This window comes from Phenylobacterium sp. CCH9-H3, from assembly GCF_001557235.1.
Taxonomy (GTDB): domain Bacteria; phylum Pseudomonadota; class Alphaproteobacteria; order Caulobacterales; family Caulobacteraceae; genus Phenylobacterium.
The window spans coordinates 1-13,111 of the sequence record NZ_LSJI01000102.1; the positions used below are offsets into that span (position 1 = coordinate 1).

Here is a 13,111-nt window from a genome sequence, read left to right on the forward strand (position 1 = left end):
TCCGCCGCAACCGCCTGCTGAGCCTGAACGAGAACCGGGAGTCGACCTACATCGACCAGGACGCGGTGCGCGACGAGATCATCGCCGCGCGCCGGCTGTACGAGCGCCACGGCTTCCCCACCATCGACGTCACCCGCCGCTCGGTGGAGGAGACGGCCGCGGCGGTGCTGAACCTGCTGTCCCGCGGCCATGGCCAGGTCGAGGTGCTGGGATGACGGTGATCCTGGCGTCCAAGAGCGCCGCCCGCCGCGCCGTCCTGGACGGGGCCGGCGTGGCCTATGAGGCGACCGTCGCGGGGGTCGACGAGGACACGGTGAAGGCGTCGCTGCTGACCGAAGGCCATGGGCCGCGCGAGATCGCCGACGCCCTGGCCGAGCTGAAGGCGATCCGCGTCTCCCGCGCCCGGCCGGGGCTGGTCATCGGCTCGGACCAGACCCTGGACCTGGACGGCGCGCTCTACGACAAGGCCGAGGACATCGCAGCGGCGCGCGAGCGCCTGACCCTGCTGCGCGGCAAGACCCACAGGCTGCACTCGGCGGTGGTGGTGGCGAAGGACGGCGCCCCGATCTGGCGCGAGCTGGTGACGGCGCAGCTGACCATGCGCGACTTCTCCGACGCCTTCCTCGAGCAGTACCTGGCCACCGAGGGGCCGCACGCCCTGGGTTCGGTGGGGTGCTATCGGCTGGAGGGGCCGGGGGCGCAGCTGTTCTCGAAGATCGAGGGCGACTATTTCGCCATCCTCGGCCTGCCGCTGATGGGGTTGATGGACCTGCTGCGGCGGCACGGGGAGCTGACGGCATGATCAGCGCCCGCACCGTGGTGGCGGGGGTGGTGGGACAGCCCATCGCCCACTCGCTCTCGCCGATATTGCACAACGCCTGGCTGGCTGCGGCGGGGATCGACGGCGTCTACGTGGCCTTCGCGCCCCGGGCCGAGAGTTTCGCGGCCTTCGTGGAGGGCCAGCGGGGCGGCGGGGCGATCCGCGGCGTCAACGTGACCGTGCCGTTCAAGGAGCAGGCCCTCGCCGCGGCGGACGAGGCCAGCGCGCGGGCCCGGCTTGCCGGGGCGGCGAACCTCCTGGTGTTCGAGACCGACGGCCGGATCCGCGCCGACAATACCGACGGGGTCGGCCTGCTCGGCGCCTTCGAGGCGCAGGTCGAGGGTTTCGACCCAGCCGCGGGGCCGGTGGTGGTGCTGGGCGCGGGCGGCGCGGCGCGAGGGGCGGCCGCGGCCCTGCTGCTGGCCGGTACGCCGCAGGTGCGGGTGCTGAACCGCACTGTCTCCAAGGCGCAGGCCCTGGCGTCGGACCTCGGCCCGAAGGTGGTGGCCGGCGCGCTGGCGGATGCTGCCGAAGCCTTCGCGGGGGCCATCGCCGTGATCAATGCGACCGCCGCCGGCATGTCGCCAGGCCAGGGGCTGGACGTGCCATTGGGGGCCACGCCGGAAAGCGCGGTGGTGATGGACATGTTCTACAAGCCGCTGGTGACGCCCTTCCTCGCCCAGGCGCAGGCCTTGGGACGTCGGACCGTGGATGGGCTGGAGATGCTGGTGCGCCAGGCCGAGCCGTCGTTCGAGGCCCTGTTCGGCGCGCCGCCCCCGGCGGGCGTGGACGTGCGCGCCCTGGCGCTCAAGGTGTTGAACGGATGAGGATCATCGGCCTGACCGGCTCCATCGGCATGGGCAAGTCGACCACCGCGGCGATGTTCCGCGACCTGGGGATTCCGGTCTACGACGCCGACGCGGCGGTCCACGACCTCTACGACGAGGGCGGGGCGGCCGTCGGGCCGGTGGACGAGGCCTTTCCCGGGGTCGTGAAGGACGGCCGGGTGGATCGGGAGGAACTGCGCAAGCGGGTGCTGGGCCAGCCCGAGGAGCTCAAGCGCCTCAACGCCATCGTCCACCCGCTGGTGGGCCGGGACCGGATCGGTTTCTTCAAGGCGGCCGAAGAGGCGGGCGCCGACATGGTCGTGCTGGACGTGCCCCTACTCTACGAGACCGGCGGCGACGCCAATGTGGAGGCGGTGGTGGTGGTCTCGGCGCCGCCCGAAATGCAGCGGGAGCGGGTGCTGGCCCGTCCCGGCATGACACCGGAGCGCCTCGACGCCATCCTCGCCCAGCAGATGGCCGACGCCGAAAAACGCGCCCGCGCCCACTACGTCGTCGACACCGGCCGCGGCCTGGACGCCGCCCGCGAACAGGTGGCCGCCATCGTGGCGGATCTGCGTGCGAAGCAGCCGTAAGGCGACCGCCAAGACGCCAAGTTCGCCAAGGGCCGTTTCGGCGTCTTTGCCTCGTTGGCGTCTTGGCGGTGATCTGTCGCGCCGGCCGCTTCGCAGTTGAAATTCCAGCGCGAACCGGGCCATCAAGAGGCATGGCTCGCGAGATTGTCCTCGACACCGAAACGACCGGTTTCGATCCCAACACCGGCGACCGGCTGGTGGAACTGGCGGCGCTGGAGATCGAGAGCTTCGTGCCCACCGGCCGCAGCTTCCACGTCTATATCGACCCCTGCCGCGACATGCCCGCCGAGGCGGAGAAGGTTCACGGCCTGTCCGCCGCCTTCCTGCGCGGCAAGCCCCGCTTCGAGCATCCCGAGGTGGTGGATGCGTTCCTGGAGTTCGTGGGTGACGCCCCGCTGATCGCACACAACGCCGCCTTCGACCGCGGCTTCATCAACTGGGAGCTGGCGAACTGCCGCCGCGACCACCTGCCCGAACATCGCTGGATCGACACCCTGGCGCTGGCGAAGCAGCGGTTTCCGGGGATGCACAACTCGCTGGACGCGCTCTGCAAGCGCTTCAAGGTCTCGCTCAGCGAGCGCGAGAAGCACGGCGCCTTGATCGACGCCAAGCTGCTGGCGGCCGTCTACCTGGAGCTGAAGGGCGGCCGCGAGCGGCGCCTGGAACTGTCGAGCGTGACCATGGTCAACGCCGTGGCGGTGGCCAGCCGCAACGAATACGGCGCCCGGCCCCGCCCCCTGGCCCTCCGCTCCACCGAAGAAGAGCGGGCCCTCCATGCCTCGTTCATTCGCGAAAAGGTGAAGGGCGAGGACCTCTGGACGCGGTTCGGTCTCTAGGGCCGCCGTCCCCTTCCGAAGGCCCTATGCGTGCCCGACCTGGGGCTCGCCCTGGGCCTTGCGCGCCGCATAGACGCCGGCGAAGTCGATGGGATCCAGCAGGAACGGCGGGAAGCCGCCCTCGGAGCTGACCTCGGCGATGATCCGGCGGGCGAAGGGGAACAGGTAGCGCGGGCACTCGATCAGCAGCACCGGCTCCATTTCCTCGGCCGGCACGCCGCCGATCTGGAAGACGCCGCCGTAGAGCAGCTCCACATGGAACAGGGCGCCGTCGGTGCGGGCGGCGCGGGCCGACAGCTTCAGGTCGACCTCGAACAGGCCGTCCTCGCGGCCGCGGGCGTTCATCTCGACGTTGAGGTCGATCTGCGGCTGGTCCTGGCTGGGACGCAGGGCGTCGGGGGCGCGCGGGTTCTCGAACGACAGGTCGCGGATGAACTGGGCCAGGATGCGGATGCCGGGCTCGCCGCCCTGGGCCGGGGGCGCGCCGGCGCCGAGGTCGATTTCGCTCATGGTCGGACGGAATTTCTCTTCACGCGGAACGCGAGGATCGCGCTCGTTCGGGCCGAGCGGCTATCATGGCGCCCAGGGTGATGCAACGCCGCCCCTGACGCGGGCGTTCCTGCGGACTATATTGAGGTATTGAGCGTATAAGGTCCCCGAAGCCCCGCCACTGCCGAAAGCACCGCGTTGCAAGTCCTCGAACTGATCATCTTCGCCGGCCTCGCGGTCATCGTGCTGTACCAGCTCTATTCGGTGCTGGGCCGGCGCGTCGGACGCCAGCCCGAGGATCGCCCCGCGGTCGAAGCGGCCGCCGGGTCCGTGCGCGCGCCCGAGCGCCTGGCCGATCCCATCGACGACGGGGTCGAGCTGACCGGCCTGGCCGCCATCAAGGCCAAGGACCCGTCCTTCGACATGGGCCACTTCCTGGCCGGGGCGAAGGGCGCCTACGAGATGATCGTCAAGGCGTTCGCCGAGGGCGATAAAGCGACGCTGGGCAACCTGCTGGCGCCGGGCGTGCTCTCCAGCTTCGAGGCTGTGATCGACCAGCGCGCCGCCGAAGGCCGCACCGAGACGGTCGAATTCTTCCACCCGCCCCGGGCGGACCTGGAGAAGGCGCAGGTCGTCCAGGGCGACCTGGCGCAGGTGACCGTCCGGTTCCTGGCAGAGTTCCGCAGCCGCACCAAGGGCCCCGAAGGTGAGGGCGTCGACGATCGGCGCACGGCCGAACTGTGGACCTTCGAGCGCCGGCTGAAGAGCCGCGATCCCAACTGGACCCTGGTCCACGTCGACGCCGCCGAGGCCTGAGTTCCGCATGCGCTGGGGGGTTGTCGCGGCTGCTTTCGCCGCCCTGGGCATGGCCGCCTGCGCCACGCCGTACGAACACGGGCCGATACCGCCGGGCTATCCGCCGCTTCCCGAGCCGGCGCCCCGGCCGCCACCGCCGCCTGAGCCGCCCCGCGTGGTGGAGCTCTCCCAGCTTCCTGGATGGGCCGCCGAGGACCACGACGGCGCCTTCGAAGCCTGGCGCACCACCTGCCACGCCAGCCGCGACCGCGTCCTGGCCGACCTGTGCGCCCGCGCCCGCGCCCTCGGCCCCATCGCGCGGGGCGATGGACGCGCGTTCCTTGAGCGGGCCTTCCGCGCCGAGCGCCTAGGATCGGCCGACGGCGTCCTGACCGCCTATTTCGCGCCGGTGTACGAGGCGCGCCGGCGGCCCGACGCGGAATTCAGCGCGCCCGTGCGGCCCAAGCCGGCCGACCTGGTGGTGGCGGACGGCGGGATCGTCCTGCGCACCCTGCCCGACGGCTCGGCCGAGCCCTACCCCGATCGCGCGACCATCGAGGCCACGCCCATCGACAAACCCCTGGCCTGGATGCGGCCCGAGGAGCTGTTCTTCCTGCAGGTGCAGGGCTCGGGCGTCCTGACCTTCGAGGACGGAACGCGGGTGAAGGCGCTCTACGCGGCCAACAACGGCCAGACTTTCGCCGGCATCGCCAATCCGATGCGCGACCGCGGCCTGCTGGCGCGGGACAACACCTCGGGCGACGCGATCCGGAACTGGCTCGCCGCCCACCGGGGGCCGCAAGCCGACGAGATCATGCGTCTCAACCCGCGTTACGCCTTCTTCCGGCTGACGCCCGACGACGGCAAGCCGCCGGTCGGAGCCGCCAACATCCCGCTGCCGGCGGGCCGCGCGGTGGCTGTCGATCCCGCCTTCCACGGCATGGGCGAGCTGTTGTGGATCGACGCCGAGGCCCCGTTGCTGGCCGGCGCCTTCCCAGCCTATCGCCGCCTCGCCACGGCGCTGGACACGGGCGGGGCGATCAAGGGACAGGTGCGGGCCGACCTTTACCTCGGTGAAGGCGCGGCGGCCGGCGCCGAGGCAGGCCGGGTCCGTCATACGCTGCGGCTCTATCGGCTCGTGCCCCGGCCATGAAACGTCCGCTGAAGCCGGAGGAGCAGAAGATCTGGTCGATGGTGGCCGCCACCGTCCATCCCCTGCCCGGCCGCAGCGCCCCGAGGAAGCCGACGCCCCAGACCCTCGACGCCCCGGCGCGGATCGAGCCCAAGCGCGCCGAGGAGGCCCGGCAGCGCCCGCGCGAGGCGCTGGAGGGCATCGAGCCCAACCGCCGCCACCGCATCGCCCGCGAGCGCGAGGAGATCGGGGCCCGCATCGACCTGCACGGCATGACCCAGGATCGGGCCCGAGCGGCCCTGGAGGCGTTCGTGCTCCGCGCCTTCGACGACGGCTGGCGCGCGGTGTTGGTGATCACCGGCAAGGGCGTGCAGGGCGACGGCGTCCTGCGCAAGCGCGTGCCCGACTGGCTGGGCGCGCCACACCTCGCCCACGTGGTCGCCGGCCTCTCCGAAGCCGCCCGCCACCACGGCGGCGCCGGCGCTCTGTATGTGGCGTTGAAGCGCAAGCCGCGGGGGTGACAGGCGCGGGGCGCGTTGAAGATTCAACCGCAGAAGACGCAGAAGAGCGGGCGACCTGCCTTCCACGATCTTTCTGCGTTTTCTGCGGCTTAGACCGCTTGGGGCGTTACTTCGCCCGCCCGGCCTTTTCGGTGAGGCCGGACGTGCCCTCGCGGGCTTCCAGGCGTTCGGCGACTTCGTCGAGGCTGACGCCGGCGGCGGCGATGACCACCAGCCAGTGGTAGATGAGGTCGGCGCTTTCCGCGGTGAGGGCGTCGCGGTCGCCCTGGGCGGCGGCGATCACCGTCTCGACCGCCTCCTCGCCCATCTTCTTGGCGGCGCGGTCCAGGTCGCCCAGCAGCTGGGCCGTGTAGGAGGTGGAGGTGTCGCCGCCGCGGCGGCTCTCGATGGTGGCGGCGAGGCGGTCGATCACCTGGGCGAAACGAGTCATCAGGCGGCGAGCTCCGAGAGGCGGACGGGGATGCCGGCGGCGGCCATGGCGGCCTTGGCCTGGCCGATTGTGATCTCGCCGAAGTGGAAGATCGACGCCGCCAGCACGGCGTCGGCGCCGGCCTCTACGGCCTCGATCAGGTGCCGGGTGTTCCCCGCCCCTCCCGAAGCGATCACCGGGACGCTCACCGCCGAGGTGACCGCGCGCAGGAGTTCCAGGTCGTAGCCGGTCTTGGCGCCGTCGCGGTCCATGGAGGTCAGCAGGATCTCGCCGGCGCCCTTGGCCACCACCTCGACGGCGTAGTCCACCGCGTTCAGGCCGGTGGCGTTGCGGCCGCCGTGGGTGAACACTTCCCAGTGCCCGCCCACCCGCTTGGCGTCCACGGACACAACCACGGCCTGGCTGCCGAACGCGTCGGCGCAGCGGGCGACCACGTCGCGGTCGTTCACGGCGGCGGTCATGATCGAGATCTTGTCGGCGCCGGCCAGCAGCAGGCGGCGCGCATCGTCCACCGACCGGATGCCCCCGCCCACCGACAGGGGCATGAAGCAGACGTCGGCCGTGCGGGCCACCACGTCCAGGATCGTGCCGCGGTTCTCGTGGCTGGCGGTGATGTCCAGGAACATCAGCTCGTCGGCGCCGGCGGCGTCATAGGCCTGGGCCTGTTCGACCGGATCGCCGGCGTCCACCAGGTTGACGAACTGCACGCCTTTGACGACGCGCCCGTCCTTCACGTCCAGGCAGGGGATGACCCGGACCTTCAGGCCGCTCATGCCGCGATTTCCAGGGCCTCGGCCGGGTTGATGGCGCCGTTGTAGAGCGCCCGGCCCAGGACCGCCCCGGCCACCGGCACGCCCTTGCGCGCTTTCAGCTTGGCGATGTCGTCGACGGTGGCCAGGCCCCCGGCGGCGATCACCGGGATGGAGACGGCGTCGGCCATGGCGCCGAAGGCCTCGACGTTGAAGCCCATGACCGTGCCGTCCCGGTCGATGTCGGTGACGATCAGGGCGGCGACGCCCGCGTCCTCGAACCGTTTGGCCACGGTGATGGCGTCCAGGTCGCTGTCGGCGGTCCAGCCGTCGACGGCCACCTTGCCCTTGCGCACGTCGACGCTGACGGCGATCTGCTCCGGCCAGCGCTTGGCGGCCTCCAGAACGATCTTCGGCTCCTTCACCGCCACGGTGCCGAGGATGACGCGGCTGACGCCCGCCTCGATCCAGCGCTCCATGTCCTTGAGCGTGCGGATGCCGCCGCCCAGCTGCACTGGCACCGAGACCGACGAGAGGATGGCCTCGACGGCGGCGCCGTTCACCGCCTTGCCCTGCACCGCCCCGTTCAGGTCGACCACGTGGATCCAGTGGAAGCCGGCCTCCACGAAGCTCTTCGCCTGGGCGGCGGGCTCGGTGTTGAAGACGGTGGCGGTGGAGAGGTCGCCGTGCAGGACCCGGACGCACTGGCCGTCCTTCAGGTCGATGGCGGGGTAGAGGATCAAGGGCGCCACTCCAGGAAGCCGGCCAGGATGTTCAGGCCGGCGGCTTGTGATTTTTCGGGGTGGAACTGCACCCCGGCGAGGTTGTCCCGGGCCACGGCCGCAGGGAACCGTCCGCCGTGGTCCACATAGGCCGCCACGTCGCGCGAGTCTTCCGGGAACATGGCGAAGGAGTGGGTGAAATAGACCGGCAGGCCCGCTTTTGGCCCGGCGAACATCGACAGGTCGGACACGACGTCCAGGGTGTTCCAGCCCATGTGCGGCACTTTCAGTGCGGGGTCGGACGGCTTGATCCGGCGTACGTCGGCCTCGATCCAGCCCAGGCCCGGTGTCTCGCCGAACTCCAGGCCGCGGGTGGCCATCAGCTGCATGCCCACGCAGATGCCGAGGAACGGGACGCCTCGGGCCTTCACCGCGGCGGCCATGGCCTCGATGACCCCGTCGCGCTCGCTGAGCGCGGCCATACAGGCCGCGAAGGCGCCGACGCCCGGCAGGACGATGCGGTCAGCCCGGGCCACCGTGTCCGGATCGTTGGTCACGACGATGTCCGCGGTCCCGGCCGCGGCGCGGACCAGGGCTTTTTCGGCCGAGCGAAGGTTGCCCGACCCGTAGTCGATCAGGGCGACGCTCTGCATAGGATGGATCCTTAGAGCACGCCCTTGGTGGAGGGGGCGTGGCCGTGGGTCTTGGGGTCGATCTCCACCGCCTGGCGGACCGCCCGGGCGAGGGCCTTGAAGCCGCTCTCGGCGATGTGGTGGCTATTCGCCCCGTAGAGGGTCTCCAGGTGCACGCAGGCGCCGCCGTTCATGGCGAAGGCGTGGTGGAATTCCTTGAACAGCTCGGTATCCATGTCGCCGACCTTGGGCGTCCGGAACTCCACCTTCCAGATCAGGTAGGGGCGGTTCGAGAAGTCGATGGCGCAGCGGCTTAGGGTCTCGTCCATCGGGATGTAGGCGTGCCCGAAGCGGCGGATGCCCTTGAAGCCGTCCAGGGCCTGCTTGATCGCCTGGCCCAGGACGATGCCGGTGTCCTCCACCGTGTGATGCATGTCGATGTGCAGGTCGCCCTTGGTCTCGACCTCGATGTCGATCCCGCCGTGGCGGGCGAAGCTGTCCAGCATGTGGTCGAAGAAGCCGATCCCGGTCGAGACCTTGGCATTGCCCACACCGTCCAGGTCCACGGCCACGCGGATCTGGGTCTCCTTGGTGTTGCGGACGACTTCGGCCTTGCGGCTCATCCTTAAAGTCCCTTGGAGGCGGCCAGGTCCTTGAGGGAAACCTGCGGCCGCGGCCCGTAGTGCGAGATCACCTCGGCCGCCGCGAGCGAGGCCAGCCGGCCGCAGTCGTGCAGCGACCGCCCCTGGGAGAGACCGAAGAGGAACCCGGCCGCGTATTGGTCGCCCGCGCCGGTGGTGTCCACGACTTTTTCCACAGGCTCGGCGGCAATGTGCAGGGTCTCGCCCTTGGAGAGCACGACCGAGCCCTTTTCGCTGCGGGTGACGGCGGCCAGGTCGCAGTGGCGCAGCAGCTGCTCGCAGGCCTCGTCGAAGTCGGCGGTCTCGTACAGCGCCAGCAGCTCCGCCTCGTTGGCGAACAGGATGTCCACTTGGTTCTCGATGAAGCCGCGCAGGCCGCCGCGGTGGCGCTCGACCACGAAGCTGTCCGACAGCGTCAGGGCGATCTTGCGGCCGGCGCCATGGGCCAGGGCCGCCGCCTTGGCGAAGGCGCGCCGCGCGGCCTCGGCGTCGAACAGGTAGCCTTCGAGGTAGACCACCTTGGAGGCCTCGACGGTCTCCCGGTCCACGTCCTCGTCGGTGAATTCCACCGAGGCGCCCAGGAAGGTGCACATGGTGCGCTGCGCGTCGGGGGTCACGTTGATCATCGAGACGGCGGTGGCCGGCCCGCCCACCAGGGGCTTGTTCTCGAACCGGGCCCCGATGGCGCGCATGTCGTGCGCGAACACCCGGCCCAGCTGGTCGTCGGCCACCTTGCCCATGAAGGCGCCCTTGCCGCCGAAGCTGGCCAGGCCCGCGATGGTGTTGGCCGCCGAGCCGCCCGAGGCCTCCACCGCCTGGGCCATCTTCGAATAGAGCGCGGCGCTGGCCTTGGGATCGACCAGCATCATGGCGCCCTTGGTCAGGCCGTTCTCCGCCAGGAAGGCGTCCGTGGCCGGCGCGATCACGTCGACGATGGCGTTGCCGATCGCGGCGACGTCGTAAAGCTCGGGCATTGCTGGCGGAATTCCGTTCGGCGGATGTCGGGCTGGGCCTTACAGGCTCACCCTCCCACTGTCATCCCGGTTTCGGCGGCCGCCGGCGTGGCCGGAAAGGACGCACGTTTGGCGTTTTGCCTCATCGCGTCACGGCCTAGTTTCGGGCGCCCGCGTTCCCCCAGTGAGCTTTCCATGACCAGTTTCGCCCGCCGAACCTTTCTTGGCCTCGGCGCTTGCGCCTGCCTGGCGGCCGCGTCCGGCGTCCTCGCCCAGACGGGACCGGGCCCCTACGTCTGCCCACCGTGCGACTGCCCTATGCACGACCGGGATTTCGATGCGCCGGGGAAATGCCCCGCCTGCGGGATGACGCTCATCCCCAAGACCGCCGCGCCGCCGTTCGAGCCGAAGAGCCTCGCGGCGGGGACCGGCGCGTTCCTGACCCGGGGTGGCAAGGGCCGCGAGGCGAAGCGCATCACGGTCCATTACCATCGCCCGGCGTCGTTCACGCCAGGCTCGCCCGTGCTGCTGGTGCTGCCCGGCGCGGGCCGCAACGCCGGCCCGTATCTTGAGCCCTGGATCGCTACCTCGGACGCCCGGGGCGTGCTGGTCGCAGCGCTGGGCTATCCCGAGGCGGACTGGGACTTCGCCGCCTATCAGATGGGTGGGGTGATCCGGAACCTCGCGATCGACATGGCGCGAAACACCTCGAGCAAGCCGGGTGTCGTGCGTCTGCGCGACGAGGACATCCGCTTCGAGGTGGAGCGGGATCCGGCGGCCTGGCTCTTCGCGGACTTCGATCGGATCTTCGCGCTGCTCGCCGCCGCCACGGGGTCGCGGGCCCTCGCCTACGACCTCTTCGGCCACTCGGCGGGCGGACAGATCCTGAGCCGGCTGCCGCTGTTTCGGCCGCAGTCGAAGGCCGACCGCATCGTCGCGGCGAACGCGGGCCTCTACACCCAGCCGTCGTTCGAGGTCGCGCCGCCGTTCGGCCTGAAGGGCGCGGGCGTCACGCCGGATACGCTGAAGGCCGGCCTGGCGGCGCGCCTGACCCTACTGTTGGGCGAGGCCGACAACGACGGCGAGGCAGGCGGCACTCAGCTACACACGCCGATCGCCGACCGCTTTGGCGACACGCGCCTGGAACGCGGCCGCTACGTCTTTGCGGCCGGAAAGGCCCAGGCCGAGGCGATGCGTACGCCGTTCGGATGGACGCTGCAGACCGTTCCGGGCGTCGGCCACGAGTTCCGCCCCATGAGCCGGGCGGCGGCCGCGCTGCTGTACGGCTGATCAGCCCCCCCAGCTCTTGCCGCTGGAATAGCTGCGGCTGGCCATGCGGCCGCCGAAGCCGCCGCGGCTGATGACGGAGGAGCGGGTCATGACCTTGTCGGGGCCGCGGGCGAGGTCCGGCGGATCGAAGCCGCGCTGGCCGATGCGGGTTCGGCCGGTGGAATAGTCGGTCCAGACGCGGCCGCCGTTCGGGGTGTAGAAGCCGCCGTCCCGCCAGTCGCGGTAGAGGCCGCGGCCGCCCCAGCCGCCGTCCAGCATCTGGCCGACCACGAAGCCGGCCACCAGCGGCCCCCAGAACGAGCCCTGGCCGTTCACGCTGGAGCGCGGGACGCACTGGCCCGGGCCGTAGACGTCCTCGCAGGTCTTGGAGTCGGCGTAGCGGGCCTCGGCGTTCTCGTCGTCCTTGGCGTTCTTCTGGGCCGTTTCGCAGGCGCTGTCCGGCACCTCGTTCTTGTCGAGGCACTCCTGCAGCGACTGGTAGGCGTAGGCGTCGGTGGGCTTACCCTGGTCGGTGACGGCTTCGGCGGGGCTGTCGCCGCAGGCGGTGAGCGAGACGCCGCCCGCCGCCATCAGGGTGGTGAGCACCAGTTTGCGGGAACGCTTCATGGCCTTACGCCGTCATGCAGGCGGCGTTCAGGATGCCGACCGCGAGCGAGATCGAGAGCAGGTAGAGGGCCGTGGACATCTCGCCGCGCTCGATGCGGGCCGAGACGTCGGGCAGGGCCACGCGGCGGACCACCCAGAAGGTCACGATCTGGATCACGCCGGCCAGGATCGCCCAGGCCACGAACTCGGGCAGGGTCGCGGTGTGCGCCAGGGCCGAGGCCAGCGGAATGACGTAGCCCAGCAGCGCCCCGCCCAAGGCGACGGCCGCGGCCATGTTGCCGGACCGGATCAGGGCCCCCTCGTCGTGCGGCGTTATCCAGCGGTAGATGGCCTTGAAGATCAGAGTGAAGCCGCCGGCGGCGAGGAACGCCAGGGCGAAGCTGAGCGCCCCGGCGGCGAAGGTGGCGGGATCGAATGCGATCATGCTTCGAATTCTCCAACGTTCAGCGGAATGCCGACCATGATCTCATGAGTCAGGTCCCCGCCCTCAGGCTCCATTTCGATCGCCAGCAGGAGCTCGCGCCCCTCGCCCGGCAGATCGCGCGCGAAAAGCATGCAGGTCTGGTAGATGCGGCGCACATGCCGGCCTTCGCGATCGTCGAACACCTCTTCCCAGAAACTGACCGGGTCCTGGCGTTCGTCCACGTCGCCGAACCAGAACCGGCGGTACTCGGGCAGGTCGTCGTGGGCGAAGGTGCGGGCGCGCAGCCGGTCGCCCCACTGCCGCCGCGCGCGGGCGTCGGCCGGATAGGCGCTGGCCCAGGGCACGAAGAGCGTGAAGTCGTCCGCCCCAAGGCCCTCGGGATCGGGGCTGACCATCTGCAGCATCAGGTCGTCGTCGGTGTAGAAGCGGTGGACGAAGCCGTCGGCGCCCAGGTCGATCCGCCCCTGGGCCACGATGGGCAGGGCGTCGGCGCGGAGCTGCACCTTGGTGTCGGCGCCATAGCGCCGCCAGGCCAGGGCATCGAGCCGTACGCTGCGTCCGATCGTGACGTTGCGCACCACCGGAACGGCCGAGGCTCGCGCCTCGTCCTTGCGTCCGCCGAACAGTCCGCGAAAAATCACGTCATCCTGC

The 13,111-nt window shown here is 70.7% G+C and carries 19 protein-coding genes; 9 read left to right on the forward strand and 10 right to left on the reverse strand.

The window, feature by feature from the left end; translation table 11 throughout:
• The 5 genes from AX721_RS09725 to dnaQ form a co-directional block, all read left to right on the forward strand.
• Window positions 1–215, forward strand: a 215-nt coding sequence (locus AX721_RS09725) for a kinase/pyrophosphorylase (protein ID WP_197422519.1), incomplete at its 5' end; no start/stop codon positions are given.
• On the forward strand, window positions 212–802 hold the full coding sequence (locus AX721_RS09730) for a nucleoside triphosphate pyrophosphatase (RefSeq protein WP_068875820.1): 591 nt from the start codon (window positions 212–214) through the stop codon (window positions 800–802). The genes AX721_RS09725 and AX721_RS09730, both read left to right, overlap by 4 nt.
• Window positions 799–1,647 (forward strand): shikimate dehydrogenase, encoded by an 849-nt coding sequence (gene aroE / locus AX721_RS09735; RefSeq protein ID WP_068875821.1) that lies wholly within the window; start codon window positions 799–801, stop codon window positions 1,645–1,647. The genes AX721_RS09730 and aroE overlap by 4 nt, the downstream gene beginning before the upstream one ends.
• Window positions 1,644–2,240, forward strand: a complete 597-nt coding sequence (gene coaE, locus AX721_RS09740) for a dephospho-CoA kinase (protein ID WP_068875822.1) — start codon at window positions 1,644–1,646, stop codon at window positions 2,238–2,240. Before aroE ends, coaE begins: the two co-directional genes overlap by 4 nt.
• Before the next feature lie 131 nt (window positions 2,241–2,371).
• Window positions 2,372–3,076, forward strand: coding sequence for a DNA polymerase III subunit epsilon (dnaQ, locus tag AX721_RS09745; RefSeq protein WP_068875823.1), 705 nt, complete (start codon window positions 2,372–2,374; stop codon window positions 3,074–3,076).
• A gap of 24 nt (window positions 3,077–3,100) precedes the next feature.
• Here dnaQ and secB read toward each other — a convergent pair whose 3' ends face one another.
• Window positions 3,101–3,586 (reverse strand): protein-export chaperone SecB, encoded by a 486-nt coding sequence (gene secB, locus AX721_RS09750; protein ID WP_068875824.1) that lies wholly within the window; start codon window positions 3,584–3,586, stop codon window positions 3,101–3,103.
• Window positions 3,587–3,763: 177 nt separating this feature from the next.
• On the opposite strand from secB, the gene timA reads away from it, so the two are divergent.
• The 3 genes from timA to AX721_RS09765 are packed head-to-tail and all read left to right on the forward strand — an operon-like array spanning window position 3,764 to window position 6,013.
• On the forward strand, window positions 3,764–4,381 hold the full coding sequence (timA, locus tag AX721_RS09755; RefSeq protein WP_068875825.1) for a TIM44-related membrane protein TimA: 618 nt from the start codon (window positions 3,764–3,766) through the stop codon (window positions 4,379–4,381).
• A 7-nt stretch (window positions 4,382–4,388) separates the two neighbouring features.
• Complete coding sequence (locus AX721_RS09760; RefSeq protein ID WP_068875826.1) at window positions 4,389–5,513, forward strand: MltA domain-containing protein; 1,125 nt, start codon at window positions 4,389–4,391, stop codon at window positions 5,511–5,513.
• Window positions 5,510–6,013 (forward strand): Smr/MutS family protein, encoded by a 504-nt coding sequence (locus tag AX721_RS09765; protein WP_068875827.1) that lies wholly within the window; start codon window positions 5,510–5,512, stop codon window positions 6,011–6,013. The genes AX721_RS09760 and AX721_RS09765 overlap by 4 nt, the downstream gene beginning before the upstream one ends.
• A 106-nt stretch (window positions 6,014–6,119) precedes the next feature.
• On the opposite strand, the gene AX721_RS09770 is transcribed toward AX721_RS09765, so the two are convergent.
• The 6 genes from AX721_RS09770 to AX721_RS09795 are packed head-to-tail and all read right to left on the reverse strand — an operon-like array spanning window position 6,120 to window position 10,161.
• Entirely contained in the window at window positions 6,120–6,443 is a 324-nt protein-coding gene (locus tag AX721_RS09770; RefSeq protein WP_068875828.1) for a phosphoribosyl-ATP diphosphatase, read from the reverse strand.
• Window positions 6,443–7,216: an imidazole glycerol phosphate synthase subunit HisF gene (gene hisF, locus AX721_RS09775; protein WP_068875829.1), complete on the reverse strand. Its 774-nt coding sequence runs from the start codon at window positions 7,214–7,216 to the stop codon at window positions 6,443–6,445. The genes AX721_RS09770 and hisF overlap by 1 nt, the downstream gene beginning before the upstream one ends.
• Window positions 7,213–7,935: a 1-(5-phosphoribosyl)-5-[(5-phosphoribosylamino)methylideneamino]imidazole-4-carboxamide isomerase gene (hisA, locus tag AX721_RS09780; protein ID WP_068875830.1), complete on the reverse strand. Its 723-nt coding sequence runs from the start codon at window positions 7,933–7,935 to the stop codon at window positions 7,213–7,215. Before hisA ends, hisF begins: the two co-directional genes overlap by 4 nt.
• Window positions 7,932–8,567, reverse strand: coding sequence for an imidazole glycerol phosphate synthase subunit HisH (gene hisH, locus AX721_RS09785; RefSeq protein ID WP_068875831.1), 636 nt, complete (start codon window positions 8,565–8,567; stop codon window positions 7,932–7,934). Before hisH ends, hisA begins: the two co-directional genes overlap by 4 nt.
• Before the next feature lie 11 nt (window positions 8,568–8,578).
• Window positions 8,579–9,169, reverse strand: coding sequence for an imidazoleglycerol-phosphate dehydratase HisB (hisB, locus tag AX721_RS09790; RefSeq protein ID WP_068875832.1), 591 nt, complete (start codon window positions 9,167–9,169; stop codon window positions 8,579–8,581).
• Between the two features lie 2 nt (window positions 9,170–9,171).
• A complete protein-coding gene (locus AX721_RS09795) occupies window positions 9,172–10,161 on the reverse strand; it encodes an adenosine kinase (protein WP_068875833.1) in 990 nt (329 codons plus the stop codon).
• Between the two features lie 174 nt (window positions 10,162–10,335).
• On the opposite strand from AX721_RS09795, the gene AX721_RS09800 reads away from it, so the two are divergent.
• On the forward strand, window positions 10,336–11,430 hold the full coding sequence (locus AX721_RS09800) for a heavy metal-binding domain-containing protein (protein WP_156467102.1): 1,095 nt from the start codon (window positions 10,336–10,338) through the stop codon (window positions 11,428–11,430).
• On the opposite strand, the gene AX721_RS09805 is transcribed toward AX721_RS09800, so the two are convergent.
• The 3 genes from AX721_RS09805 to AX721_RS09815 are packed head-to-tail and all read right to left on the reverse strand — an operon-like array spanning window position 11,431 to window position 13,101.
• Window positions 11,431–12,036, reverse strand: a complete 606-nt coding sequence (locus AX721_RS09805) for a DUF1190 domain-containing protein (RefSeq protein WP_068875835.1) — start codon at window positions 12,034–12,036, stop codon at window positions 11,431–11,433. It abuts the gene before it with no gap.
• A 4-nt stretch (window positions 12,037–12,040) separates the two neighbouring features.
• Complete coding sequence (locus AX721_RS09810; protein WP_068875836.1) at window positions 12,041–12,460, reverse strand: DUF350 domain-containing protein; 420 nt, start codon at window positions 12,458–12,460, stop codon at window positions 12,041–12,043.
• Window positions 12,457–13,101 (reverse strand): DUF2491 family protein, encoded by a 645-nt coding sequence (locus AX721_RS09815; RefSeq protein ID WP_369796645.1) that lies wholly within the window; start codon window positions 13,099–13,101, stop codon window positions 12,457–12,459. The genes AX721_RS09810 and AX721_RS09815 overlap by 4 nt, the downstream gene beginning before the upstream one ends.
• Between the last annotated feature and the right edge of the window lie 10 nt (window positions 13,102–13,111).

Coding starts and splice junctions, on each gene's coding strand:
- hisH (WP_068875831.1), bottom strand. CDS start 8,567: ATGCAGAGCGTCGCCCTGATCGACTACGGGTCGGGCAACCTTCGCTCG.
- hisF (WP_068875829.1), bottom strand. CDS start 7,216: ATGAGCGGCCTGAAGGTCCGGGTCATCCCCTGCCTGGACGTGAAGGAC.
- AX721_RS09760 (WP_068875826.1), top strand. CDS start 4,389: ATGCGCTGGGGGGTTGTCGCGGCTGCTTTCGCCGCCCTGGGCATGGCC.
- aroE (WP_068875821.1), top strand. CDS start 799: ATGATCAGCGCCCGCACCGTGGTGGCGGGGGTGGTGGGACAGCCCATC.
- AX721_RS09765 (WP_068875827.1), top strand. CDS start 5,510: ATGAAACGTCCGCTGAAGCCGGAGGAGCAGAAGATCTGGTCGATGGTG.
- dnaQ (WP_068875823.1), top strand. CDS start 2,372: ATGGCTCGCGAGATTGTCCTCGACACCGAAACGACCGGTTTCGATCCC.
- AX721_RS09810 (WP_068875836.1), bottom strand. CDS start 12,460: ATGATCGCATTCGATCCCGCCACCTTCGCCGCCGGGGCGCTCAGCTTC.
- AX721_RS09795 (WP_068875833.1), bottom strand. CDS start 10,161: ATGCCCGAGCTTTACGACGTCGCCGCGATCGGCAACGCCATCGTCGAC.
- AX721_RS09805 (WP_068875835.1), bottom strand. CDS start 12,036: ATGAAGCGTTCCCGCAAACTGGTGCTCACCACCCTGATGGCGGCGGGC.
- secB (WP_068875824.1), bottom strand. CDS start 3,586: ATGAGCGAAATCGACCTCGGCGCCGGCGCGCCCCCGGCCCAGGGCGGC.
- coaE (WP_068875822.1), top strand. CDS start 1,644: ATGAGGATCATCGGCCTGACCGGCTCCATCGGCATGGGCAAGTCGACC.
- AX721_RS09730 (WP_068875820.1), top strand. CDS start 212: ATGACGGTGATCCTGGCGTCCAAGAGCGCCGCCCGCCGCGCCGTCCTG.
- hisB (WP_068875832.1), bottom strand. CDS start 9,169: ATGAGCCGCAAGGCCGAAGTCGTCCGCAACACCAAGGAGACCCAGATC.
- AX721_RS09770 (WP_068875828.1), bottom strand. CDS start 6,443: ATGACTCGTTTCGCCCAGGTGATCGACCGCCTCGCCGCCACCATCGAG.
- AX721_RS09800 (WP_156467102.1), top strand. CDS start 10,336: ATGACCAGTTTCGCCCGCCGAACCTTTCTTGGCCTCGGCGCTTGCGCC.